24 protein-coding genes and 1 riboswitch are annotated in these 25,182 nt (G+C 55.5%); of the genes, 15 read left to right on the top strand and 9 right to left on the bottom strand.

Annotation, left to right across the window (positions count from 1 at the left end; genetic code table 11):
• Positions 1 to 11 precede the first annotated feature (11 nt).
• Both ACR0A1_RS13310 and ACR0A1_RS13305 read right to left on the bottom strand, forming a co-directional pair.
• Positions 12 to 1,142 carry a glycosyltransferase family 61 protein gene (locus ACR0A1_RS13310; protein ID WP_480867896.1) on the bottom strand — a complete coding sequence of 377 codons (1,131 nt, stop codon included), beginning with the start codon at positions 1,140 to 1,142 and terminating at the stop codon, positions 12 to 14.
• A 522-nt stretch (positions 1,143 to 1,664) separates the two neighbouring features.
• Positions 1,665 to 2,537, bottom strand: coding sequence for a glycosyltransferase family 32 protein (locus ACR0A1_RS13305; RefSeq protein WP_480706332.1), 873 nt, complete (start codon positions 2,535 to 2,537; stop codon positions 1,665 to 1,667).
• Between the two features lie 474 nt (positions 2,538 to 3,011).
• On the opposite strand from ACR0A1_RS13305, the gene ACR0A1_RS13300 reads away from it, so the two are divergent.
• The 13 genes from ACR0A1_RS13300 to ACR0A1_RS13240 all read left to right on the top strand — a co-directional run bounded on the left by ACR0A1_RS13300 (position 3,012) and on the right by ACR0A1_RS13240 (position 13,420).
• Positions 3,012 to 4,007, top strand: a complete 996-nt coding sequence (locus ACR0A1_RS13300; protein ID WP_480867894.1) for a glycosyltransferase family 2 protein — start codon at positions 3,012 to 3,014, stop codon at positions 4,005 to 4,007.
• Positions 4,008 to 4,079: 72 nt separating this feature from the next.
• Entirely contained in the window at positions 4,080 to 4,775 is a 696-nt protein-coding gene (locus ACR0A1_RS13295; RefSeq protein ID WP_480867891.1) for an FkbM family methyltransferase, read from the top strand.
• 396 nt (positions 4,776 to 5,171) lie between these two features.
• Positions 5,172 to 5,272, top strand: a riboswitch (TPP riboswitch).
• A gap of 79 nt (positions 5,273 to 5,351) precedes the next feature.
• The gene (gene thiD, locus ACR0A1_RS13290) at positions 5,352 to 6,140 is read left to right on the top strand and encodes a bifunctional hydroxymethylpyrimidine kinase/phosphomethylpyrimidine kinase (RefSeq protein WP_480867889.1); all 789 of its coding nucleotides are present in this window, start codon (positions 5,352 to 5,354) and stop codon (positions 6,138 to 6,140) included.
• Positions 6,137 to 7,165, top strand: a complete 1,029-nt coding sequence (locus tag ACR0A1_RS13285; protein WP_480867887.1) for an FAD-dependent oxidoreductase — start codon at positions 6,137 to 6,139, stop codon at positions 7,163 to 7,165. The genes thiD and ACR0A1_RS13285 overlap by 4 nt, the downstream gene beginning before the upstream one ends.
• Positions 7,162 to 7,359: a sulfur carrier protein ThiS gene (gene thiS / locus ACR0A1_RS13280; protein WP_170394182.1), complete on the top strand. Its 198-nt coding sequence runs from the start codon at positions 7,162 to 7,164 to the stop codon at positions 7,357 to 7,359. Before ACR0A1_RS13285 ends, thiS begins: the two co-directional genes overlap by 4 nt.
• 1 nt (position 7,360) lies before the next feature.
• Positions 7,361 to 8,131 carry a thiazole synthase gene (locus ACR0A1_RS13275; protein ID WP_170394180.1) on the top strand — a complete coding sequence of 257 codons (771 nt, stop codon included), beginning with the start codon at positions 7,361 to 7,363 and terminating at the stop codon, positions 8,129 to 8,131.
• A complete protein-coding gene (locus ACR0A1_RS13270; protein WP_480867885.1) occupies positions 8,128 to 8,724 on the top strand; it encodes a thiamine phosphate synthase in 597 nt (198 codons plus the stop codon). Before ACR0A1_RS13275 ends, ACR0A1_RS13270 begins: the two co-directional genes overlap by 4 nt.
• Positions 8,721 to 9,689: a ThiF family adenylyltransferase gene (locus tag ACR0A1_RS13265; protein ID WP_480867883.1), complete on the top strand. Its 969-nt coding sequence runs from the start codon at positions 8,721 to 8,723 to the stop codon at positions 9,687 to 9,689. The genes ACR0A1_RS13270 and ACR0A1_RS13265 overlap by 4 nt, the downstream gene beginning before the upstream one ends.
• 42 nt (positions 9,690 to 9,731) lie before the next feature.
• A complete protein-coding gene (locus ACR0A1_RS13260; protein ID WP_480591664.1) occupies positions 9,732 to 10,640 on the top strand; it encodes an ABC transporter substrate-binding protein in 909 nt (302 codons plus the stop codon).
• Positions 10,637 to 11,308 (top strand): thiaminase II, encoded by a 672-nt coding sequence (gene tenA, locus ACR0A1_RS13255; protein WP_170512112.1) that lies wholly within the window; start codon positions 10,637 to 10,639, stop codon positions 11,306 to 11,308. Before ACR0A1_RS13260 ends, tenA begins: the two co-directional genes overlap by 4 nt.
• Positions 11,305 to 12,030 (top strand): ABC transporter ATP-binding protein, encoded by a 726-nt coding sequence (locus ACR0A1_RS13250; protein ID WP_480867881.1) that lies wholly within the window; start codon positions 11,305 to 11,307, stop codon positions 12,028 to 12,030. Before tenA ends, ACR0A1_RS13250 begins: the two co-directional genes overlap by 4 nt.
• Positions 12,027 to 12,680: a TenA family protein gene (locus ACR0A1_RS13245; protein ID WP_480751388.1), complete on the top strand. Its 654-nt coding sequence runs from the start codon at positions 12,027 to 12,029 to the stop codon at positions 12,678 to 12,680. Before ACR0A1_RS13250 ends, ACR0A1_RS13245 begins: the two co-directional genes overlap by 4 nt.
• A complete protein-coding gene (locus ACR0A1_RS13240) occupies positions 12,677 to 13,420 on the top strand; it encodes an ABC transporter permease (RefSeq protein WP_480751391.1) in 744 nt (247 codons plus the stop codon). The genes ACR0A1_RS13245 and ACR0A1_RS13240 overlap by 4 nt, the downstream gene beginning before the upstream one ends.
• 258 nt (positions 13,421 to 13,678) lie before the next feature.
• Here the strand turns inward: ACR0A1_RS13240 and ACR0A1_RS13235 are convergent, their stop codons facing one another.
• The 3 genes from ACR0A1_RS13235 to ACR0A1_RS13225 all read right to left on the bottom strand — a co-directional run bounded on the left by ACR0A1_RS13235 (position 13,679) and on the right by ACR0A1_RS13225 (position 17,167).
• Entirely contained in the window at positions 13,679 to 14,608 is a 930-nt protein-coding gene (locus ACR0A1_RS13235; protein ID WP_480867880.1) for a glycosyltransferase family 2 protein, read from the bottom strand.
• Complete coding sequence (locus ACR0A1_RS13230; protein ID WP_480436466.1) at positions 14,598 to 16,346, bottom strand: ABC transporter ATP-binding protein; 1,749 nt, start codon at positions 16,344 to 16,346, stop codon at positions 14,598 to 14,600. Before ACR0A1_RS13230 ends, ACR0A1_RS13235 begins: the two co-directional genes overlap by 11 nt.
• A 137-nt stretch (positions 16,347 to 16,483) precedes the next feature.
• Positions 16,484 to 17,167 (bottom strand): DnaA N-terminal domain-containing protein, encoded by a 684-nt coding sequence (locus ACR0A1_RS13225; RefSeq protein WP_480867878.1) that lies wholly within the window; start codon positions 17,165 to 17,167, stop codon positions 16,484 to 16,486.
• Positions 17,168 to 17,637: 470 nt separating this feature from the next.
• On the opposite strand from ACR0A1_RS13225, the gene ACR0A1_RS13220 reads away from it, so the two are divergent.
• Together ACR0A1_RS13220 and ACR0A1_RS13215 are read left to right on the top strand one after the other, a co-directional pair.
• On the top strand, positions 17,638 to 18,945 hold the full coding sequence (locus tag ACR0A1_RS13220) for an AAA family ATPase (protein ID WP_170423104.1): 1,308 nt from the start codon (positions 17,638 to 17,640) through the stop codon (positions 18,943 to 18,945).
• Complete coding sequence (locus ACR0A1_RS13215; protein WP_480867876.1) at positions 18,942 to 20,048, top strand: ParB/RepB/Spo0J family partition protein; 1,107 nt, start codon at positions 18,942 to 18,944, stop codon at positions 20,046 to 20,048. The genes ACR0A1_RS13220 and ACR0A1_RS13215 overlap by 4 nt, the downstream gene beginning before the upstream one ends.
• Before the next feature lie 881 nt (positions 20,049 to 20,929).
• On the opposite strand, the gene ACR0A1_RS13210 is transcribed toward ACR0A1_RS13215, so the two are convergent.
• Genes ACR0A1_RS13210 through ACR0A1_RS13195 form a run of 4 tightly spaced genes read right to left on the bottom strand, consistent with a single transcriptional unit; the run spans position 20,930 to position 25,181 of the window.
• The gene (locus ACR0A1_RS13210) at positions 20,930 to 21,772 is read right to left on the bottom strand and encodes a fumarylacetoacetate hydrolase family protein (protein WP_170423108.1); all 843 of its coding nucleotides are present in this window, start codon (positions 21,770 to 21,772) and stop codon (positions 20,930 to 20,932) included.
• Between the two features lie 17 nt (positions 21,773 to 21,789).
• Positions 21,790 to 22,545 carry an SDR family oxidoreductase gene (locus ACR0A1_RS13205; RefSeq protein ID WP_480867873.1) on the bottom strand — a complete coding sequence of 252 codons (756 nt, stop codon included), beginning with the start codon at positions 22,543 to 22,545 and terminating at the stop codon, positions 21,790 to 21,792.
• An 8-nt stretch (positions 22,546 to 22,553) separates the two neighbouring features.
• Positions 22,554 to 24,056, bottom strand: coding sequence for an aldehyde dehydrogenase (NADP(+)) (locus ACR0A1_RS13200; RefSeq protein WP_480867872.1), 1,503 nt, complete (start codon positions 24,054 to 24,056; stop codon positions 22,554 to 22,556).
• Between the two features lie 12 nt (positions 24,057 to 24,068).
• Entirely contained in the window at positions 24,069 to 25,181 is a 1,113-nt protein-coding gene (locus ACR0A1_RS13195; protein ID WP_480867870.1) for a fumarylacetoacetate hydrolase family protein, read from the bottom strand.
• Position 25,182 lies beyond the last annotated feature (1 nt).

Below are 25,182 nucleotides of genomic sequence, written 5' to 3'. Positions count from 1 at the left end.
GATTAGCTGCATTAGTCAGCGGGCTCTTGATGGATGGGAACCAGCTGGTCGCCAAGGGCTTTTTCCAGTTTTCGGATGGTTCGCCGCCGCTGCCGCCAGAACATTTCTTCCCAGGCCAGATCAGGTGAGACAAATCCTGCATCGGCAAGCATTTTATGCAATCTGGACATGTCAAGCTCTCCAAGTGAATGGCGGTTGGGACGACCGCGCGAAGCCAATACCCAATCGGTGCGAATGGCATTGGCGACTAAAGGCTCTTGCCCGCAAAAGGCCGCTAGCTGGGCTGAGATATTGTGATGCACCGAAGAAGTGCGGCGAGGGATCATTGCAACCTGCTGATCTGGACGGCCGACCAGAGCAAAAAGATGCAGTGCCGACCCGTCTAGTGCAACGATCTGACGGGCGGCTTTGTAACGCGCGATCTGCTTTTCCATCGGGTGTTGTTCCGGATAGAAAATCTCGTACCCGTTCTGGCGCAAATTCTCTTCGAGAAACTCTTCTCCGATAACGCCACCCCGTCGTATTCCAAGACCCGCGCGCGAGATATAAAGCCGCTCCGGCCCTTCAGGGGAAACGTCGGCGCCAAAATTTTGATGGATCAAGGCACGATATTCAGGCGTTCCCGCCACAATCGGGCCCAGCCCAAATCCCTGACCGGGCACATGCAGATGTTCTACCTGAGTTGGCTCGGTCACCACTTTGATTGGCAGATCAATACCTAAAAGCGCAAAAAAATTATGCTGCATGGGGCGCGTTTCATCCCCATTGGCGGGTCGCTTGGGGGTAAAGAGGACCCCATCAATATCCTTCGCGATTGCCGGCAGCGGCCAAAGACGTGCGGTGCTTTCAGCCAGGAAATGACCAAAGTGTACCCATAACAGCCCGGCATAAAGCCAGCGACCCGACAATTGCGGCAAAGGGTCTGTTGGCGATACCGGTTGGGTGGTCATGGCACGCTTTCCCCGCCAAAGCGCCCCATGCGCGCAATATTCCCGGTCTTCAGTCAGAACACCGGCTTCCTGCACCGTATCGGAGACTGCGGGCGGAACCACAATAGCCCGCTCAAGTGCAACAAGTTCACGTGACCATCCTTGATCAGGCTGAGGAGGTTGGTTCAGATCATTATCGTTAAGCGTAGACATCTTTGTTCACACCCGGTCAGAGCGACCGGGTCGACAAAGACATGCTTTTAGTCGGTCTTCTGGTGTTAAAGGCCGGGATAGATGATCGGCGAATATCCTTGTGATCTGTAGCCAGCTTCTTTGACATTCGCCTATCCCATAAACTGGACCCCAGATTAATCCAAGATCTGTGTTCGGGCTTCATAACATTCGGCCCTATTCACCCCAGTATTCTGATATGGCCGTACCTGCGCCGCTGCAAGTAATCGTAGTGAAATTTCTACGCCAGAAAAAGTAAAGGCTCTATCCGTAGGAAGACAATCGAATATGTTGAGAGTGTCGCAGTTTATCATCCTTGCCTGAAGCGACCGCCATTACTTTGATTGCCAAGTTGTTGCACGTTGTACTCAATACAGTGGCCGGTTGTGGAACTGTCTGCCGAACAACTTGGCACTACGGTGTTAGCAGATGACGCCTAGTGTTTTTGATTCCGATCGTCCGAAACTTGGACACATACTGGCGCTTCTGACTTGCCCAGACATTTTAATCTTGGTCAACAGACTTCAGCACATCCTGTGGCATCGCCTTAGAGGGATCGATGTCATGTTTCTTGCATAGCTTGGCGACCTGGCTGTTGGGATGCGGCAAGGGAAACCCACCATCCATATTGTATTTCTTGCGCATGCTTGAGCCGCCAATGTGATGAACCCCCAACGCGTTTTCATCGAGCGATATGCGGGAAAACCGCGGCCGGAAATAATTCAAGCGCATGGCCGTAGGTTCTTGGGAATAGAATGACTCGGGTGGCAGGGCGTGTTTAACTTCACCGTTTTTGCCCAAAAAATAAGAGATAGCCTGAGGCCCGAACGTATAAAATGGCAGCTGCGACAGGTTTTCCAACGGTACCGAGAAAGAGCCGTCTTCATTGGACTTGCCGATGGAAACATCAATATTTTTTTTCCACGGCCAGTCATTGGGGATCACGATCTCGGACCCGTTCATAAAGTCATGCATACCCTGCAATGTTGGAGAACTGTGCGGCAGCCGGAGAGCCGCATTGTTAAAATAGCGTTTCTCTTTTGCGAAAATATACGGAATGTCGGGGATCGGCTGCATACACAACATATCGCAATCCATCCAGATTTCGTCGGATTCCCGAAGCATGTTGATCCTGAAAAAATCCGACAACGGGGCATAAGCGCTGTTTCGCTTTTCGTTTCGCCATATTTTCAGGTGGTCAGGCAAAAAAATACGTGCATCCGCATTTTCAACGCCCGGTGGTGTGTTCGTGATTTCTTTCAAAGAGTACAACTTGACCTTATGGCCGTGATCCACAAAGCTTTTGAGGCAGAGTTGCTCGAAAAAAGTCAGACTGGATCCATGCCAAAACGATGAAATTACTGGAGAAATTTCCATGCTGGATCAATGCCCGTTATATTTTTCGCTTGCTCCGCATTAGCATGGCTCCGGTATTCGATCCACTGGTTTAATGATCCCGATACAAGCGCAATTGTGATGGTGACCCAACCGTCCAATATGAACTGTCTGTAGCGCAGGTCCGTTAGTCAGAATTCTCGCACCTTTGTGTTTCGCGAAAAAGAACGAGCGGTAACGATCAAACTTTAGGGGCTCGCAATAAGCAGTAATTGTTTGGTTACCTCAACTTTGGTCCAGTTTTCTCAGTCCTCCCCGACAAAGGTCGTAAGATCAACCAAACTGTCTTAAATCGGATCGTCCAATAAGACCTCAGGATGCTCTTGCTTAAGGCGGAAAATTCACCGATCAAGGTTGCCACAAATCCAGACTTACTGGGCAATAGAGGAAGCCGGTGACTCTAAAGACGTGCAATCAGCGATTTTGGCCCTTCCCAAACACAGGACTCCTTTGAAGATGGCCACCTGGGGTGTCGTTACTATGGTCAAAGAGCCGCCAGAGCTGGTGGCTATATTTGCTTCCTATTATGCGTCACTCGGCGCGCAAGAGATCTTTATCTTTCTGGATGGTGATGATCCGAAAGCGCGGCAACTTCTGGCTCAGATACCGAACTGTCGCGTTGAAGTGATGGATGACACGTTTTTTCGAAGAAACTGGGACTGTGCTTATCCAGAAAACAGTTTCAGACGCCAAAGGCTGATAGCGACAAAAGCCTATCGAGAAGCAAAAGTCGATTGGATGCTTTTCCTCGATGCGGACGAGTATCTGCAAGCCGGTGATTTTGCACAAGAGCTTGCTGACCTGCCCTCGGATGTTGATACGATTTCAATTCCTAATGGCGAGCGTGTGTTTTCAACCGAGGACACCACACCCGGACTTTTTGGTGGTCTTATGCTGAAGCCTAAGCACACCCGCGGCTATGTCGCCCGAAGCTTATTCGGAGAAGAACGACTCAAGTACAGCGACAGAGGATTTTGTGCGCATCGTTTCGGAAAAAGCGCCAGCCGAACGGGGAAAAACATCAAGTTAGGTGTTCATGCGCCACAGCGGTGGAGAGGCAACATCAAGCGACATGTTTCTCAACAATCGGTCATTTGTCACTTTGACGGACTGACCGAAATCCACTGGATGCTCAAATTGCTGAGATATCATGATATGGGCACATATGAATCACCTAAGGGCAGCAACGATTTCCGATATGAACAGGTCCAATTCCTGAAAAATTCATCTTCTATGAATGCTGTTCAAGAGCTTCATGACATTATCCGAAAATACGACAAGGACACCGAAGAAAGACTAAGGGGTCATGGTCTTCTCGATGATGTGCAGGTCCGCCCTTTCCGGGGTTTGGATACTTATTATCCTGAACACGAGTTTGACTTGTCGGTTGAGTGGTTCAACGAGGTTCTGAAGACGAATATGTCGGACCTCTATGCGAGATTACCGACATGATGTTTGATGCAAATAGTCTGACCTTATGCAAAACATGCTCTACCGACCGCTCATCCTTGGAATGGAGCAAGTATGACCGAAACGAACCCTGATGTTGCGATCCAGTACCGTGGATTGAAGATACCTTCATCGCCATTTCTGGACGAAACGATCATGAATCTGATCGAGCAGGACAATTATGAAAGCTGGGAAATGGATGGCGCTTTGAGCGTCGTTCAACCTGAGGATCGTATTCTGGAAATGGGCGCCGGGCTGGGTATCGTGAGTGGTGTTGTCGCGCTCGAGAACAAACCAGAGGCTATTCTCAGTTTTGAAGCCAATCCAAATCTAATTCCACACATCCGTCGTTTACATGCCCTAAATGGGCTTTCAGACCGGATCGAAGTCCGGAATGCGATACTAAGCGCCAACCCAAAGGATCCCGACTCTATTCCGTTTCATATTGACGCTTCATATCTGGGGTCTTCAGTTTTTGATAATGCGGGTGATTCAACAACATCAGTGCGCGTAGCTAAAGCGGACTTCGAAGCGGTGAAACGAGAGTTCGCTCCGACGGTTCTTGTGATGGATATTGAGGGGGCGGAACTGGATTTCTTGAGGAATGCGGACCTGTCGGGCATTCGAGCCATTGTTATTGAATTCCATCGCCTCATTTATGGGCACAAAGGTGTCCGGGCCTGTAAAAGGATTCTTTCGAACGCGGGTTTTCTACGGCTGGACGATTTGTCCTGGAGGGTTGTTTGGACCTGCACACGAGATCTTGGCTGAACCGCGTCATTGAGACGAGCATTTTCGAACTATGCGAATTGGCCAAGGCAGTTGAGCGCCCTGAAATGAAACGTTTAGCCGACTTGTGACCTGAATTTGCCCATAGCAATTTATTCGTTGCAACTATGTGCATCTGCGGACGGGAACTTGTGACAGGACCTCAAAGAACTGTTTCTGCCTTCAATCTCGGATCGCGGGGCTGGGTCAACGACCACGATGTCGGCGCTGTATGTCCCTGTCTTATTGTGCCGTTTTCCGGTCATAGCATCTGGAAACACCACCATTTTGCGACACCGGCGACACCCCGAGTTAACTGCAAAGCTCAAAGCGAAGCCGCACCCATCATACGGTGTGCAACAAAACTGTTGACGAGACCTGATCTCATCAATAATCGGTAACCATCTGTTGGGGTGCCCCTCGGGGCTGAGATGCAGACATGCAAACCCATTGAACCTGACCCGGTTAGGACCGGCGGAGGAAACAGGCATACCGGGCGCCCCGTGTCACAACTCGTGTCACTACGCAGGCTCTGGGTCTTTCCACGCACATCCTGACCATGACAACGAAGGATGTGCCATGGTTGCGACTGCATTGACGATTGCCGGTTCCGACAGTGGGGGCGGCGCGGGAATTCAGGCGGATCTCAAATCATTCGGCGCAATGGGCGTGTTCGGTTGCAGCGTGGTCACCGCGATAACCGCGCAGAATACCTGTGACGTGACCGCAGTACATCCGGTACCCGACAATGTGGTCGCGGCTCAGATCAAGGCGGTCCTAGACGACATCCGCATAGACGCCATCAAGATCGGAATGCTGGGCACGCCATCATTGGTTGAAACAGTGGCCCGTGCAACGGAAGGTTTTTCCGGACCTGTCGTCCTCGACCCCGTCATGGTGGCGAAATCCGGGGTCGCCCTGCTTGAAAATCAAGCGATTGCCGCGCTGAAGCAGTATCTTCTGCCGCGCGCTGACCTGCTGACACCGAACCTGCCCGAGGCGGACAAGCTGCTGGGACAAACCCATAAGGGCGACAGTGCCGGACTGGTTGCGCCGTTGCTGGCGCTAGGTCCTAAGGCGGTTCTGATCAAGGGCGGCCATGCCGATGGCATTGAGTGCCTTGATGTGCTGGCAAAGTCGGGGTTCGTTGTCACGCTGGGGGCACCGCGGATCGCGACCCGCAACACGCATGGTACTGGCTGCAGTTATTCCGCAGCAATTGCGGGCTGCCTTGCGCGGGGCATGGATCTTGAGACTGCGGTGCGGCGGGCGCATGGCTGGTTGCACGCCGCAATAAAACGTGCCGACGGGTTGGAGATTGGACAAGGCCACGGCCCGGTGCATCATTTTCACGAGATGTGGGCATGAGCGCTGTCACCATACTGGGTGCAGGGGTTGCCGGGCTTTGCGTTGCAGCCGAGCTGGTGTCACGCGGTGTTTCCGTACGGATGATCGACCCGGCAGGTCCCGTGAATACGCATTCCTGCAGCTGGTGGGCCGGGGGCATGTTGTCGCCGGAATGCGAGGGCGCAGTCGCCGAACAGCCCGTTGTGGAACACGGGCGTAAAGCAGCGGATTGGTGGCAAAAGCAGGGGGCGCAGTTCGGTCTGGATGTGAACCGGAACGGTACCTTGGTTGTCGCTCTGGGCCGGGATCAGAGCGAGCTGACGACGTTTGCACGGCGCGCCGAAGGCGTGGAATGGCTGGACCGCGAGGGCATCGCGCTCCACGAGCCGCATCTGGCCGAGCAATTCGGCAAGGTGTTGTTCATCGCGAATGAAGCGCATCTCAATCCCCGCCCGATGTTGACCGGGTTGCATGCACACCTGGTGGCTTCGGGCGTTGAGTTTCTGACTGCAGGCGAAACGCTGGGTCAGGTCATCGACTGCCGTGGTCTCGCCGCGCAGGATCGGCTGAGCGATTTGCGCGGGGTAAAGGGTGAGATGCTCATCGTGCGCTGCCCGGACGTGTCGCTATCGCGTCCCGTGCGGCTGCTGCATCCTCGTTTCCCGCTCTACATCGTACCGCGCGGCGATGGCGTATTCATGTTGGGCGCAACCCAGATCGAAAGTGGGCAGCGCAGCCGCGCAAGCCTGCGATCCGTGATGGAACTAATGAATGCGGCCTACGCGTTGCATCCAGCCTTTGGTGAAGCCGAGCTGCTGGAAATCGGAGTCGATGCCCGCCCGGCCTTTGCGGACAATCAGCCACGCATCCGCCATTTCGACGATCGCATCATGGTGAACGGGCTGTACCGCCATGGCTATCTGCTTGCTCCGGCGTTGGCAGGGATGGTGGCAGATCTGGTGACCTGCGGCACGCAGCCCGCGCTTTGGTACGAGAACTGCCAAAACACGAAAATCGCACACAAAACACCGGGGAGAACCACATGAAACTGATGGTGAATGGTGAGGCCGTCGAGGCCAAAGGCCCCAGCCTTGCCGATCTTCTGGTCGAACTAGGCAAAGGCAATGACAAACTGGCCACGGCGGTGAACGAGGTGTTCGTTCCGGCATCAACACGTGCGGCGCAAATGCTTTCCGATGGGGACCGGATCGAGCTGGTTTCGCCGCGGCAGGGGGGCTGACATGCCGGAATTCTACGGCAAGGAAATAGCGTCGCGCCTGATGTTGGGCACCGCGCAGTATCCGTCGCCCGCAGTGCTCGCCGATGCGTTTCGACGTTCGGGCGCAGGCATTACCACGGTGTCGCTGCGTCGCGAGGCGGGTGGTGAAAGGGCCGGGCAGGATTTCTGGTCTCTGATCCGTGATTTGGGTGTCGAGGTCTTGCCCAATACCGCCGGGTGCTACTCAGTACGCGAAGCGGTCACTACGGCGCAGATGGCGCGCGAACTTTTCGAGACCAACTGGATCAAGCTTGAGGTGATCGGCCATGCCGACACTCTGCAGCCCGACCCGTTCGGCCTTGTGGAGGCGGCGCGCATCCTTGCCGACGATGGGTTCGACGTCTTCCCCTATTGCACCGAAGATCTGGTGCTGTGCGAGAAACTGATCGAGGCAGGCTGCCGGGTACTGATGCCCTGGGGTGCGCCGATCGGCACCGGATTGGGGCTGAATAATCTCTACGGCCTGCGCTCGGTCCGGGCTCATTTCCCCGAGGTGCCTCTGGTGGTCGATGCAGGGCTGGGTCTGCCGTCGCAGGCGGCACAGGCCATCGAAATCGGCTATGACGCGGTGCTGCTGAACACGGCGGTCGCTAAGGCAGGTGATCCGGCGGCGATGGCCGAAGCGTTTGCGCGCGCGGTCGAAGCGGGGGCTTTGGCCTTCGGTGCCGATGCGATGGAACCACGCGACATGGCCGCGCCCTCGACCCCTGTTTTTGGAAAGGCCATGTTGTGATCTTGCCGTCGTTCTACCCGATCTTCGATGACATCTCATGGCTGCGCCGAATGCTGCCGCTCGGGGTGCGGTTGGTGCAGCTGCGCATCAAGGAACATCCCCTGGATGCGGTGCGCGCGCAGTTGGCGGAGGCGCGGGATTTGTGCCGCGACCACGGCGCGCTGTTGGTGGTCAATGACTATTGGGAACTGGCGATTGAGCTAGACTGCGACTGGGTGCACCTAGGGCAGGAAGATCTGGATACCGCTGACCTTGACGCGATCCGAGCTGCTGGATTGAAACTTGGAGTCTCAACCCATGACGAAGCAGAGCTTAAGCGTGCGCTGGCTTTGCGGCCTGACTATGTGGCACTCGGGCCCGTTCATCCGACCATTCTTAAAAAGATGAAATGGCACCAGCAGGGTGTCGAAAAGCTGACCGACTGGAAGGCGCGGATCGGACCTATTCCGCTTGTGGCGATAGGTGGCATGTCGGTCGAGCGCGCGCAGGGTGCGTTCGCCGCCGGGGCCGACATCGTGTCCGCCGTGACCGACATCACCTTGAAGGACGACCCAGAAGCCCGTGTACGCGAATGGCTAAGGAGCTGCCTATGAGCCGCTATGCACGCCAGATTGCTGTACTTGGCTTTGGCGCGTCGGGGCAGGAAAACCTGCGCACCGCGCATGTACTGGTGATTGGCGCAGGAGGGCTTGCCGCACCAGTGCTGCAATATCTGGTCGGGGCCGGTGTGGGACGTATCCGTTTGGTTGATGCTGACAAGATCAGCCTGTCGAACCTGCACCGCCAAACGCTGTTCCGTGAACGCGACATAGGGCAATCCAAAGTGCAGGTGGCAGCACGTGAAATGATGGCGCTGAATGATGAGGTGCGGATCGAACCGGTCGAAACCCGCTTTGATCCGGCCAATGCCTCGCAACTTTGTCAGGGCATCAATCTGGTGCTGGATTGTGCCGACAGTTTTGCCGCCAGCTATGTGGCCTCGGATGTTTGCCTTGATGCCGATTTGCCGCTGATCAGCGCCAGCGTGGTGGGCTCGGAGGGCTATGTCGGGGGCTTCTGCCACAAGGCTCCGGGTCTGCGCGCGCTGTTCCCGGATCTGCCTGCAAGGCTGGGTTCCTGTGACGCCGATGGCGTGCTTGGCCCGACGGTGGGTGTGATCGGTAGTCTGCAAGCGCAGATCGCGGTTGCGGTGCTGAGCGGGGACCTTACGCCAATGGGGCGTCTGGTGACCTATGACGCCACCAGCATGCGCTTTGGCGGTTTTCGCTTTGACGGCGCACCGGATCCTATACCTGAGCCGGATTTCATAGCGCGCGAAATGCTTCGGGCCGACGATCTGGTAATCGACCTGCGCGCTGCAGATGAAACTGGCCCGGAGCTGGCTGGTGCTCAGCGCCTCAGTGTCGATGAAATCGATCCGCGTGACCCCCTTTTGCAAAACAACAGACGCCTCATCCTTGCCTGCCGTTCCGGTCTTCGGGCCTGGCAGGCGGCGATGCGGATTTCCACGAAAAACGGGCCCGAAATCAAGCTTCTGGCCCTAGGTGACAACAACTGAAACGAGGAAACCGAATTGAAACATTTTCTGACCATAGCGGCGATGCTGATGGCTACACCGGCGTTGGCACAAGACAAGATGACTCTGCTGCTGGATTGGTTCGTAAACCCTGATCACGGTCCGATCATCGTAGCGCAGCAAAAAGGTTATTTCGCAGACCAGAATCTTGAGGTCGAGATTGTGCCGCCTGCTGATCCCTCGGCCCCACCGAAACTGGTGGCCGCTGGGCAGGGTGACATCGCCGTGAGCTATCAACCAAACCAGCACCTCCAGGTAGCCGAAGGTCTGCCGCTGATGCGCGTCGGTACGTTAGTGGCGACACCTCTCAGCTGCCTTTTGACGCTGAAGGACGGCCCAATCCAGGAAATCAGCCAGCTCAAAGGTGGTAAGATCGGGTTCTCGGTTGCCGGCGTCGAAGAAGCGGTGCTGGGTGCCATGCTGGGCAAGCATGGGGTCGCGCTGGACGAGATCGAGATGATCAACGTCAACTTCTCGCTCAGCCCCTCGGTCATGTCCGGGCAGGTCGACGCGGTGATCGGTGCCTATCGCAATTTTGAGCTGAACCAGATGGAAATCGAAGGTGTCGAAGGCCGATGCTTCTATGTCGAAGAAGAAGGCGTGCCGACATATGACGAGTTGATTTACGTCGCCAACCCCGAGCTGATGGACAAGGACAAGGTGCGCCGCTTCCTGCGCGCCACCGAGCTGGCCACGCAATACATCGTCAACAACCCGGATGAAAGCTGGGAGGTTTTCAAAAGCTACGCGGAAGAGCTGGACGACGAGCTGAATGCAAAGGCTTGGGTCGACACCCTACCCCGCTTTGCCTTGCGTCCTGAGGCGCTGGACGAAGGCCGCTATATCCGCTTCGAGGAATTTCTGGCCAAAAGCGGCCTAGTCGAGGGCACCCGCCCAGTATCGAAAATCGCGGTCGATCTGGGGGCACAATGAACTACGGCACCTCATTTGAGGCGTGGCGAGCGGCGGCCGGGGAAACCTGGCCTGCCTATACCCGCCACGCATTCGTGCGGGGCATGGGTGATGGAACCCTCCCGCGCGCGGCGTTTTTGCATTATCTCAAACAGGACTACGTTTTTTTGATCCATTTCGCCCGCGCTTGGGCGCTGGTGGTGACCAAGGCCGAGACCGTCGCGGATATGCGCCTCGCCGCGGGGACAGTGAATGCACTGATCAATGACGAGCTTGCCCTGCATATCGGCATCTGCGCCGAGGCTGGGATTTCCGAGGAAGAACTTATTGCAACGCAAGAGCGTCAGGCTAATCTTGCCTATACACGCTATGTGCTGGATGCCGGGCATTCAGGGGATATGCTTGATCTGCTGGCCACACTGGCCCCCTGCGTCATGGGCTATGGTGTGATCGGGGCGGAGCTTTCGGTGGCAAAGACCTCAGAAACCTATGCCGATTGGATCAACACTTATGGCGGGGAAGATTACCAACAGGTCTGCTGCGATGTTGGCGCGCTGATCGATGGCGTGGTAGCGCGGCGCATCGGGGATGACCCGCAAAACTGCCCACGTTGGGCAAATCTTTGCGACCGCTTCCACAAGGCGACCGAGCTTGAGGTCGGCTTTTGGGGCATGGCATCGCAGCCATGAGCCCGGCCCCCGACCTATATCTGCGCGGATCACTGTCGATTGGCGACACATCCATCGCGCACGGCATTGATCTGCGACTTGATGCAGGGCGGTGGACCTGTCTTCTGGGGGCCAGTGGTGTGGGCAAATCCACAGTGCTCAAGCTGCTGGCCGGACTGGGAGACCATGTTTCTTTGGACGGTGAAATCTGGGCCTCGGACGGTGGCGCGCTGGCCGGGCGGGTGGCCTTAATGGCGCAGAGTGATTTGTTGCTGCCTTGGCTATCAGCGCTCGACAATGTGGCAATAGGGGCACGATTGCGCGGCGAGAAATTCGATCGGGGCCGGGCCGAGCAGGTACTGGAGCAAGTTGGGCTAGGCACACATCTGGGCAAGAAACCGGGAAAGCTCTCCGGTGGGCAAAGACAGCGCGTGGCCTTGGCCCGAACCCTGATGGAAGACCGCCCCATTGTGTTGCTGGACGAACCATTTTCAGCCCTTGATGCCCTGACTCGGGTGCATATGCAGGACCTCACCGCACAGCTGCTGAAGGGACGTACGGTGCTGCTTATCACCCATGACCCGGCCGAAGTGGCGCGGCTGGGGCAGAACATCATGATCATGACGCGCGACGGGCTGCACCCGGTCGAAACTCCAATGGGCAGCATCCCGCGCCCTGTTGATGATCCGGGCGTGCTGGGCATCCAGGCCGCGCTGCTTCAACAACTCAGGAGTGACAGATGAGCACAAGCGAAACTCTCAGGGCGCTGAACCAGGACAACTGGACAGCGGCCACGACACATGACTTTACCAATGCGCTGGCTACCGGAACGCTCGATCACGGCAAAATGGCTGGCTATTTACAGCAGGATTACCTTTTCGTGGAAGGCTTCGTGCGTCTGCTGGCCTCAGCAGTGGCGCATGCACCCAACCTCGCCGATGCTGTGCCGGGCGCGCGCTTTCTGGGCCAGATCTGCGGGCCAGAGAACACGTACTTCCTGCGTGCATTAGACGCGCTGGACGTGCCCCAGGCAAGCGAAGCCGCACCAGAAACCCTGGCGTTTCAGGCCCTGATGGACGAAGCCCGCACATCCGGGCGCTACGAGCGGATGCTGGCGGTGTTGGTGGTCGCGGAATGGGTCTATCTGGATTGGGCCAGCCCGGTCGAAGCCCGCGCCGAAGATCTGCCGTTCTGGCTGGGGGAATGGATCACTCTGCACTCAGGCGACGGGTTCGAAAGTGTGGTCGCCTACCTACGTGGACAATTGGACGCGATCTGGTCGACCCTTTCGGACCAGGCACAGGCCGAGGTCGCTGAAGCCTTCGGCAAGGCCGTCGCCCTTGAACGTGCCTTTTTCGATGCCGCATGGGCAGGCTTCCCGGTAGCCCGATGACAGGTTGGCGTGCGGGTATCGCCGCCACCGCAATGGCAGTAGCGCTTTGGCAACTGGTGGTTTGGGCCACCGGCTTGCCGCGTTTTATCTTGCCCCCGCCAGCGCTGGTTTCCGAAACCATTTGGAACAGCCGCAACCTTCTGCTGGAGCATGGGCTGGTCACCGCGACCGAAGTGCTGATCGGGCTGGCCCTTGGCGCAGTGCTGGGCGGGCTGTCGGCCATCGGCCTTGCCGCCTCACCGCTAGTACGCGCGCTGGTGCGACCAATTTTGGTGTTTTCCCAGACCATCCCCGTCTTTGCCCTCGCACCGATTCTGACCCTGTGGCTTGGCTTCGGGCTCGAGGCCAAAATCGCCATGGCGCTGCTGATCATTTATTTCCCGGTTACTTCGTCTTTCTTTGATGCACTGATGCGCAGTAATCGCGACTGGCTGGATCTGGCTCGGGTCATGGGGGCGTCACCTGCCCGAGTAATGTGGCACATCCGTATTCCATCTGCTCTGCCCGGATTTGCCAGCGGCCTGCGTCTGGCTGCCGTCTATGCCCCGATCGGTGCCGTCATCGGTGAATGGGTCGGAGCGTCGCGTGGGCTGGGATATCTGATGTTGCTGGCCAATGGCCGTGCCAAAACCGATCTGATGTTCGCCGCGCTGATCGTGTTGGCGGTACTCACCATCATCCTGCACGCAACGGTCAACGCCCTGTGCAATCGGTACCTGGATCAGCGTGATCAGATATGAACAAAGTACTGACCATCAATATACGCGAACGCGGAGATCGACTTTAATCGTGCCACCAGCTGTGATGAAAGAGCTCAAAGCTAGAGTACATTGATTTCCAGAGCGCCAAGTTAAACAAAGCTAATTGGTCGAGCGGCGAACACAGAGTGTGCCGCAGTCACTTGTCCAAGAGTCCTACCTTAAGGATCAACTTGAATTAAGCCGAACCAGAACGCGTAGCGTCATGGTCTGAAGGTGGTTTATCATTGCCAGTGGCCACTACTTCCGCTGGTCAGGCCTCCGCAGCCAGAGAAGCCGAATGGTTTCCGTAATCTTTGCAACGCGGATCACATAGTGAACGCCCCACACACCAAAAGCCTGTTTGGTTGACAGATTCTGATTCCTCAGAAGGTTTTTCAACGTCTTGAAGGAAGGGATCAATTTCTGCACAGGCGGGATGTAATTTACGATGCCGCGCTTGGCATTGCGGCGCAGCCTAGCCCCCTCAATACGACGGGCTTTGGTGATGTGATCCTCAAGACTGTCGCGCGCCGGATGACGGACGATGGCGTCTTCGGCAAACACAATCGCTTCGCCCGCAGATTGAGCACGATCATTCCATTCCATGTCCCCGCCGGACAACACCGTGTCGTTGAACCGACCGATGCGATCCATAAGCTCCCGCCGAACGATCAGATTGGCCGTAACCGCGCGCCCACGCTCCACCCATTTTTTTTGCTCTAATCCCAAATGAACATCATAGAGTTCGGTCGTCTTCCAATCCTGCCCGTTCGGGATCAGCACAACATTGCCGCCAAAGCGATTAACCTCGGGGTGGTCTTCGGCTATTTTCAACCCGGCCTCTAGATAGAGCGGGTCAGGCTGACAATCGGAGTCGGTGAAAAACAGTAGCTCCGAGGCGGCTTCTTCGATTCCCCGGTTGCGCGCTGCGTATGAGCCGGGTTTTGCCTCACTTAGGATGCGGGCGTTGGCGGGCAGGCGAAACCCGTCTGGCATGGGGTCGGTCGGATCATTGTTGACTGCAAGTATCTCGAACTGGTTTGTGTTCAGTGTCTGAGAGGCGAGCCCATCCAGACAAAGCTGCAATTGGTCCCAGCTTTGATAGGTCGGGATGATCACTGACGCGCTCAGGGGCGAACGCGCCGGTGTAATGTCAGGCCGCTGGATCACGTCGGGATCATTCGGCATTGACGGCGTTCGAGTACTGATGGTCATACAGGGTTTTGAATGGTCCCGGTTTCTTCAGCAACTGTTGGGCGCTGCCCTGCTCAAGAACTTCACCAGCCTCAATCACGACGATCTTGTCCGCATGCATGATGGTTGAAAGCCTGTGAGCCACAATGATTGTCGTGCGCCCCTCGGTCAGGCGGCCCAATGCCTCCTGAACCAGATGTTCCGACCGCGAGTCCAGCGCACTAGTTGGTTCGTCCAGCAGCAGGATCGGGCTGTCGCGCAGAAGCGCGCGCGCAATCGCAAGGCGCTGTTTTTGACCACCGGACAGGAAGGCACCATTTTCACCAACCAGAGTGTCAAAGCCTTTCTCAAGCGACATGATGAAGTCATAGGCATTCGCGGCCTTGGCAGCCTCGATCACGTCGTCTTGCGAGGCACCCTCACGGCCAAAACGGATGTTGTCGGCGATTGAGGCCGAAAACAGAAACGTCTCTTGCCCGACGAACGACATGTTCTGGCGCAGTGATTTGAACGAGGCGTACTTGATATCCTGACCATCGATCGATACCGAACCACTGCTCGGGTCATAAAGGCGCAGGGCCAAATTCAAAATGGTCGACTTGCCGCCGCCGGACAGACCAACCAGAGCGGTGGTCTTGCCAGCTTCGAACGTCAACGAAAGCCCTTTCAGGATCGGATCGCGACGACGGTAGCCGAAAGTGACGGCGTCGAACACCACCTCTCGCGGACCATCAGGCAGGCTTTTGGGATTGGCCTCTTCCGGCAGAGTTTCAGGCTCGTCCAACATATTGAACAACATCTGCACCCGGCGCAGACCCAGCTCCATCTTCACCCGCACCTTCGTCAGGCGCTTCGCGGGCTCATAGGCCATCATCACAGCGGTCACGAACGACATCAGTTCACCCGGAGTGGACGCTGCAGCGCCAAACAGCTTACCAGCGCTCAACCCGATGACCGAGGCAATTGCAAACCCGGCCAGGATATCCGTCAGCGGGCTCGTCGCAGCTTGCAAACGCGCAAGCTTGTTGCGGCGCTTCTCAACGCTTTTCACCGCCGAATTCATTTCGAGGGCCATGCGCTCTTCCAATCCGAAGGACTTGACCACACGTATACCAGCCGAGGTTTCTTGAATGACCTTCATGATCGCGCCCATCGATTGCAGCTCCATATCCGCAATCTCTCGCACTTTGCGAAGCAGCATGCGAACACCCAAGATCGCCAAAGGGCCGACGATAAGCGTAAACAAAGACAAGATCGGTTGCTGGTAGAACATCACGGCCAAAAGACCAATCAATGTAAGCATATCGCGCACCGCAGTGGTCACCATGATCTCGATCACCGTGCGCGCAGCCTGGGCGGTTTGTGTCACCTTCAACAACAGATCCGAGCTTTCGGTCAAATTGAAGAATGACACCCCTTGCCGCAAAAGTTTGTCGTAAAGCTTGATCTGCTGTTTCGAGACGATCCGGTTACCGGCACGGGTCAGAGCCACAATCTGGACGTAAGTCGCAATCCCTTTGACCAGGAAGATCGAGAATACAGCCATCGAAACGCCGAAAATCTTGGCTGAGTTTTCACTGTCAAACAGCGAATCCACCACATCACGCATGATAAAGGCGATACCTGCAGTGGTTGCCGCAACAAATACCATCGCGATGATCGCGATGGTATAAGGGACCGCTTGCTCGCGCATATTTTCGGAGAGCAGTCGCCACAGGACGGAATCACTCAATACGGCCGCAAATTTTGATTTGATCTTTTGCAATGCACATGTCCACTGTGATCAGGATCGAGCTATGTCACATCTGACGCGCTCATAAACAGTTTCCGCTAGATAGTCGCCTGTTGCCAGTTGAGCAAGCCCGCGCCCTATTCTGCCGCTTCAATGCGAATTGTTCGAACCGAAGGGTCTACACGCGAATAAGCGGCCAAAACCCTCCCCGACCATTTCTGTGCAATGTAATCCGCCATGAAACGCGTTGGCGCAATCAGAATCGCCAGGCCCCCTGCCCTTTCGGCTTCGTTCAGATGCTTGAACCAACTGGACCAAAGTTCTGGGTCACGCTCATGTAGGATCGATTGAACCTGTGCCCAAACGTCTTCACCCTGTGGCGGTGGGATCGATGGCTTTGACTGAAATGGCACAACATTGGTATCGCGCTCTGGCTTCTGCTGCATTCGTTCTTGGAAATCCGTCCCGATGACGGGCCAGGTTTCGATTGTGTCCAGCATGATCTGCTTGAGGTCGAGTTCATAAACCGCAACCCGACCCCGAGCGGCGGGTCGTTTGACCGCAATCCAGCGTGCGCTGCGCAGCTTAGCCATCTCACGTTTAACTGTGCGTTCGTTCACGGACCACAACCGAGCGATCTCTTCCCGACCAATCGACAGTTCATTGGAGCGCCAGTTATAGCGCGTGGTAATTAATGTCATGATGCGAAGAACACTGCGATGACGATGCTTGTCACCTGATAAGGCGTGAACGGCGAGCGCCGACAAGATATCGTACTTCAGTGCAGGCGCATTTCGCCCGACCGGTTTCGCAACCTGCATCCGTTTCCTCACCGCTCTTTTTTGCCTCATGCGGGTTGATCCCGCCGTAATCGCGCCGTTTCTCAACGCTTTTCGTGATTGTTCACTGATTAGCGTCCAATACTTCGATTCTGTCAAGAGTTCGTTGAGATCACGCTATTTGGTAGCTGCTATTCGCTATCAAAAAATAAAAGAAATAGGTGAATTTATGGTGATGGGGGACATACTGGGTGTCCCCTTATCGAGCAATAATGTCCCCCTATATGCCGTATTTGCTTGAGTTGTGTCCCCCTAAATCTGGTAGGATATCCGAAGTCAGGACGATCGCAGAAAGAAGCAGCGTTCCGAATCGGTCAGCACTAGATACGGCCATATTTTCTTACCCGTGGGTAACATCACAACCTTACAATAATTTCTTTTGCCAAATATGCAAATCGGGCGTAAATAACAAAAGAGAGAAAAATAACGTCCAGAAGAATGAGAACTGAGGCATGTACACGCACGAAGACCTGAATGCATTGCGCACCCAGTCCCTGAAATTGCAGGGCTGGATTCGCCAGCAGACTTTCAGCCCTGAGATGGAGAAGACGCTAAGGCGGTTCTCAAGCTGGGAGGTGTCTGAGCTGATCTTTAAGGTGAACCAATCGACTTTCCGAGGAAAGCTGGCTGCCGATCCTTCATTGCCGGGAGGCGAGGTCGAGCCTGATGGGCGGCAGCGTTGGTTTAGTCTGGAAGAGGTAAATGAGCTCAGGCGGCGGCTTAAGGTTAATCGCAAAGCGCTCACTCCTCCACGCCCTGCGGGCAAGCGGGCGGTTCGGGCCGCTGTTGCCAATTTCAAAGGGGGGGCCGGCAAGTCGACCGTGGCGTTGCATCTTGCGCACGCCGCTGCTCTGGACGGCTACCGAGTATTAGTGGTGGATTTTGACCCTCAGGCGACGCTCAGCCATTCGATGGGTCTGACCGATGTCGCTGAAGATTTCACCGTCTGGGGTATCATGGCGCGGGATCTAATCCGTGAAACCGAGCGCATGAATAACCGCCCTGCGGCTGCGGAGTCAGGAACTGCCCTGCCCCGCCGAGAATTACCACCTTCTATAACGGATATGGGCCTCGGCGAACTGCGCATTTCTGATTTTATCAAGCAGACCTCATGGTCAACGATTGATGCAATCCCTTCTTGCGCCAATGCTGCTTTCGTCGAATTCGCATCAGCACAATATCGGCACCTGAATCCTGAGTGGTCTTTTTTTGCAGCTGTGTCTCGCTATCTGGATCAAATACCGAATGATGCTTATGACCTGATCCTGTTCGATTGCCCGCCTGCGATAGGATACCAATCCATGAATGCGGTGTTCGCAGCAGACATGTTGTATATCCCGTCGGGGCCCGGATACTGGGAATACGATTCAACCACCTCATTCATTGGACAGTTGGCTGAAGCCCTCGAAGATCTGGCCTATGGTTTCGACAAGACCTTACCCACGGGTAAGATTGGTTTACCCAAGACATTCTGCGAAATTCGGTTTTTGCTTACGCGCTACGAACCGGGGAACGCACTGCACACAGCGATGTATGACGCATTCCGCAAAGTCTTTGGTGAGCACCTCGCCGAGCACCCGGTCGAGATGACGCGTGCGGTCGAGCAATCGGGTCGATTCCTGAGTTCAGTTTATGAGATGGATTACCGTGAGATGACGAGGGAAACCTGGCGTCGCGCGCGTTCGACATTTGATAATGTTTATGATGAATTCCGGGGCGTCATGCTATCGGCCTGGGACAAGCTGGAGGATGACGTATGAGCCGAAAACGCAGAATGTTCGATATCGATATGCCAGCGATGGAAGAAATCCCGGTTGGCAAGGTTCCGGATAAAGCGCTTGAGAAAAGGCGCGGACCAATGGCCACTGCAATCTCCGAGAACGCTAATGCGCTACGCGACCAGCAAACTACCGAAGATGCAATCAGAGTCGAAAATGACAGGTTAGCGCACGAGCTTGTGCGACTACGTTCCGAAGGGTATGTTACTGAACAGATCGCATTGGCGGATGTTGTTACCGAGCGCCTGACGCGCGACCGCAAGCCTGGCCCTGATCCTGAGTTGGATGAGTTGAAGGCTTCTATTCAGGATGTGGGTCTTTCGAACCCGATCCGGGTCGAGCGTCGCAACGATGGACGCTTTGAGTTAATTCAAGGAATGCGCAGATTATCGGCATTTCGCGCATTACTTGAGGAAACTGGCGACGCGCGATTTGCGACGATTCCGGCCGGTGTTTCTGACGTTGCAGAGCTGGATGATAGCTATCGTCGCATGGTCGATGAAAACCTGATCCGAAAGGATATCTCGTTTGCGGAAATGGGCGCGCTTGCGCGTACCTATGCGGAAGACCCCGCCAATGATTGTCCGGATGTCGACAAAGCGGTTTCAACCTTGTTCAAATCTGCAAGCTATACCAAGCGCAGCTATATTCGGGCGTTTGCGAGTTTGCTGGCCATGTTGGAAAAGGTTCTTATGCACCCAAACGACATTCCACGGAATGTGGGGGTTGAACTCAAACGAAAGCTCGACTCTGATCCTGGATTGATCCGACAAGTCAGTGCGGCTTTGGTGAGTGAACCAAATCGCGACAGCGTGCGCGAAGTGGCCATTCTTCGCGATTTTCTCACAATCGAAAATGCGACCGCCGCTAAGCCAAAGGCTGAAGCCGTAGGTAAACCACGCCGCGCGAAGACAACGTTTCAGGTAAGGGGCAGGGCAGGGATTGCAAAATGTTCTGCATCCAGCGGAAGGATCGAACTTCGCTATGATCTCGATTTCACCCGTGTCGATAGGGCGAAATTAGAACGTGCTGTGGCCACTTTGATCGAGGATCTGCGAGAAGAAGACGATCTTACCCACGGGTAAGACGGGCTTAGCGAGATAGATCCGAAGCGCGGCGCTGGTTAATCTCAGCGCCGTTTTTTTGCATAAAAAGACCAATCGTGTAATACGGTACCCTGGGAGACCATCTAAACGCTTAGCTTTTACCGCCCGGCCTCAAATTCTTGTTTTGTAGTTCGGGCAGGTACGTTCCGAGCAGAGTTGACGAATACAAGTTCAGGCCATCAGTAGAAGGTTTCTTAACGTATTGATATGGAACTAGGGCAGATAATCTACAGTTTATGTAGTTAGTCGCGGATGAACAGATACACAGTTTTCGCGGCAGGGCAGGGACGACGCGATCGCTTCTATCTTCGAGCGCCCCGGCACTACATTTCAACGGGAAGACCAACATAGCGTACCGAAACATATTCGAGGCGCGTGAGCATATAACGGATTGGCCGTGAGCACCTATCAATGATGGATATGATTGCGCTGTGGCTTGCCAAAGAAAGGGCGGCGATGGGTTGAATGATTGACTGAGTAGAAGGTCATTTGGGCGTAGTGTGCAAAATACTTTAATAAGTATTATTAAGAGCTGTATCGGTCTGCCTACTTTAATGCGAAGGCGCCCCATCTAGCCGGCTTAGGGGCCTGCTGAATCGTGATTTAAGGACAGGCTTTGTTAAAGCTTGCTAAAAAAACAATGACTCTTCTCAGTATTGAAACGCCCTAAGCAACCAGAAAGATGTTCGGTAACCTGATCCGATACTACAAATACCGGATTAATCGCGCGAGAAGCGCCTATAAGAATATATACTGGCCTGATAGATAATCAGTATACGGGCGGCGTTATCTGAGACAAAACCTTCTCGCTTACTTTTGTTGCTTCAAGGCTACTTATGGCATTCGCCAACAGCGCGCTCTCATCCCTGGATGACGTTCTGACGTTGCGTGCCCAAACCCTGAATACCAAGCTCCATTTTGTCGCCGGGATTCAAGTAGGTCTGCGGGTTCTGTCCCATACCAACACCCGGGGGTGTGCCTGTAGAAATTACGTCACCGGGTTGCAAAGACATAAATTGCGACAGATGCGAGATGACCGTCGCTACGCCAAAATGCATCGTTTTGGTTGATCCGTCCTGATATCGGTGCCCGTTTACCTCAAGATACATCGGAAGGTTCTGCGGGTCGGGGACTTCGTCTCGTGTTACCAGCCAAGGGCCAATTGGGCCGAACGTGTCCGCAGACTTTCCTTTGACCCATTGGCCAGAGCGATGAAGCTGAAAGTCACGTTCTGACAAATCGTTCACTACGCAGTAGCCGGCGACGTGGTCTATGGCTTCCGCCTCAGAGACATATTTGGCCTCTTTGCCGATAACGACGCCCAGCTCAACTTCCCAATCGGTTTTGACCGATCCGCGCGGGATTTCTACGGTATCGTCGGGGCCGGCGATGGCCGAGGTGGCTTTGAAGAAGATTACGGGCTCAGCAGGCAATTCCATGCCGCTTTCTGCTGCGTGATCGGCATAATTCAGGCCAATGCATATGAACTTTCCAACATTGCCAACGCAAGGACCGATGCGCGGGTTGCTGTCTACCAATGGCAGGCTGGCCAAATCTAGTGCGCGGAGCTTTTCAAGAACGACATCGCCAAGAGTATCGCCCGAAATATCATCCACCACACCGGAAAGGTCGCGAACCGAACCGTCTGAGGCCAAAATGCCGGGTTTCTCAGCGCCCTTCGGGCCATAGCGTAGTAGTTTCATTGTCAGGTCCTTCCTGCTCAGATCGTCCAGCCGCCATCTATGGCAAAGGGCTGGCCCGAAGTGTATTTGCTGGCATCACTGGCCAAATACAGAGCCAGTTCAGCGATCTCCTCCGCTGTGCCAATACGGCCCATCGGTTGACGGGCGATGAAATCAGTCATTGCCTGCTCATAATCCCCGGTGGTGCGAAGCCGGTCATGCAGGCTGGGGCTGTCCACCGTACCTGGACAAATCGCGTTGCACCGAATGCCCTGGGTCACAAAATCGGTTGCCACAGACTTGGTCAGGCCAATCACCGCTGCTTTTGACGCGCAATACGCAAATCGGTTGGGCACGCCTTTCATGGACGATGCGACCGACGACATATTGATGATCGATCCTCCGCCTGCTTTCAGCATTCCGGGTAGAGTCAGTTGGATCAGTCTGAACATGGCCTTTACGTTGAGGTCAAAGCTGAAATCCCAATCCCTTTCAGTGCATTCAAGAATTGATCCCCCCGCTACATAACCTGCGCAGTTAAACAGAATGTCCAGTTGCGGCAGATTGACCGCTGCATCTGTAACGGCCTTATCGTCCATTACGTCCAGTTGCAGCGGTTCGATACCCGGAATACCGCCCAATTCGGCAAGCGCAGCATCGTTGATGTCGCTGGCTATCACCCGTGCGCCTTCGGCAGCGAATAATTCGGCGGTTGCACGGCCAATGCCTTGGCCAGCTGCTGTGATGAGAGCGGTCTTATCTGCAAGCCGGTTGGATGGGTTGATTGTCGACATGAACAACCTCACAATTTCTCGGGTAGAAGCTCGGATGGGATGTCCTGATAACAAACCGGCCGCAGGAAACGGCGTATCGACAATGTTCCCACGGATGTTGCGCCAAAGTTGGTTGAGGCGGGGTAGGGGCCTCCGTGAACCATGCTGTCGCAAACTTCGACCCCGGTCGGAAAGCTGTTGGCCAACAATCGCCCAGCCTTTCGTTCAAGCAGCGGTAGCAGTGCCTGAGCGTCCGCTTTGTCACCTGCGTCCAGATGTAGTGTGCAGGTCAACTGCCCTTCGATGGCCCGCGCGATCTGTTGCATCTGAGAGCTGTCGTTCACGAGCACGATGATGCCCAATGGTCCGAAGACTTCTTCTTGCAGCTCCCGATTGGCGAGCCAGTCATCACCTGAAACAGTGAACAGGTATGGGGCCGCATCGCGTGACTTGCGGCTTGTGCCGATAATCTTCGATACACCGGTACCAGCAGCTACACGCGAAACTCCGTTTCGGTATGCCTGCGCAATTCCATCGGTCAGCATTGTCTGCTCGGCCACCGAAGACAGGCCAGCCTCTGCCGCTGCTTGAAACGCGTCAGCATCCGGACCTTCGATGATCACGGCGATACCGGGATTGGTGCAGAACTGTCCAGCGCCCATGGTTAGGGACGCGGCCCAGCCATTGCCGATTTCAGCACCGCGCGCGGCCGCCGCTTGCGGCAGTATGAACATCGGATTGATTGAACCCAGTTCGCCAAAAAACGGAATGGGTTCATCGCGTTGCGCGCATAAATCGAACAGCGCCCGTCCACCTCCGAGGCTGCCCGTAAAGCCAACCGCCCGGATCAAGGGATGTTGCACCAATCGCGTGCCCACATCCCGTTTGCCACCCTGTACCAATGAAAACACTCCGGGATGAATCCCTGTCGCTTTGATGGCGGCGTCGATTGCCTGGGCGACAATTTCGCCAGTGCCGGGATGGGCCGAATGGCCTTTGACAACGACAGGGCATCCTGCGGCTAATGCTGCGGCTGTATCACCCCCTGCGACTGAGAAGGCCAATGGGAAGTTCGAAGCGCCGAACACCGCAACAGGACCCAGCGGGCGCTGTATCATGCGCAGGTCGGGGCGGGGCAGGGGTGCACGATCCGGCATGGCCGGGTCATGGCGCATGTCCAGGTAATCGCCCGCTTCGATGTGATCGGCGAAGAGGCGCAGCTGGCCGACGGTACGGCCACGTTCCCCCTGCAGGCGTGCCTCGGGCAAGCCGGTTTCCTGCGTGCCGATTTCGGTGATGGCATCCCCGCGGGCATCAATCTCATCTGCGATCTTGCGCAACAGCGCGGCACGTTCGGTACGCGAGGACCACCCGAAAGTGGCAAATGCCGACTCTGCTGCCTCCACTGCGCTATCAATCATCGCCGCTGTCCCCACAGAAAAGTCATGGCTTGGTCCATGCGCTGGTTCCGACGCAAAAGTAGTGTCTGCGCCGATCCATTCGCCAGCAATCAGGTGTTTTCCGGTCAACATATTCGTTCTCTCTTACAGCAGGCCGCGATGGGCGAGGTTTCGCATCAGGTGTGAGGCCCCAAAGGACCATTCGGGGCATTCCGTCGACAGGCGCACGGTGTTTGTCAGCGCTCCAAGGCGCGTATTGGAGATAGTGACGACATCGCCAATTTTGTGAGTGAACCCACCGCCAGGTGTGTCACGGTCTTGGGTCGGGGCGAACAGAGTGCCAAGGAAAAGCATCAGCCCATCAGGATATTGGTGATGGCGCCCGATAGTCTGCTTCACAAGGTCTGCAGGATCGCGACTGATCTGGGACATAGATGAGCTTCCGTTCAGCACAAATCCATCCGATCCGGTCACGGTTAGCGCAAGTTCAGCCTGGCGTACATCGTCCAGTGTGAACCCATCATCGAACAACCGGATCATCGGTCCGATCGCGCAAGAGGCATTGTTGTCCTTTGCTTTGCTCAGCAATAAAGCCGAACGACCTTCAACGTCACGCAGATTGACGTCGTTCCCCAGCGTAGCGCCCTTAATCTCGCCCTTAGAAGTAACGGCCAGAACGACCTCGGGCTCGGGGTTGTTCCAGGTCGAAATCGGGTGAAGACCGATTTCTGAACCGAACCCGACCGAAGACAAAACTTGTGCTTTGGAGAACACCTCGGCATCGGGGCCGATCCCGACTTCCAGATACTGGCTCCAGAGGCCTTCAGCGATCAGTGCTTCTTTGACCTCTGCGGCCGCGTCCGATCCAGGTAGGATGTTCGAGAGGCTGTCTCCGATCCGGTCTCCGATGCGCGCCCGGATCGCGTCGGCTTTGGCAGGATCACCGGCGGCTTGTTCCTCGATTACGCGTTCGACCATGGACCCGGCAAATGTGACACCACAGGCCTTGACCGCCTGCAGGTCACACGGGGCCAGCCATTGGTGGTCGGCGTCCAAAGGGCCGATATCTTCACCTTGAGCGTTGCGCACATGATCTGCTTCATCGTCGCGTTCCAGAATGTCCCTGACAGTTGGTGCCGTTTTTGACGTGATATCGATAATCCGCCCATTGCGCAGGGTCACCACGCTGGGGCCGATTCCGCCGCGCTCAATACGGCCGAGCCACAGCCCGTTCGAATCCAATGTACCTATGGTCATT

The organism is Ruegeria sp. D6, from assembly GCF_056534365.1.
The sequence above is the reverse complement of the archived record's forward strand: the minus strand, read 5'-3'. Positions and strand labels throughout refer to the sequence as shown.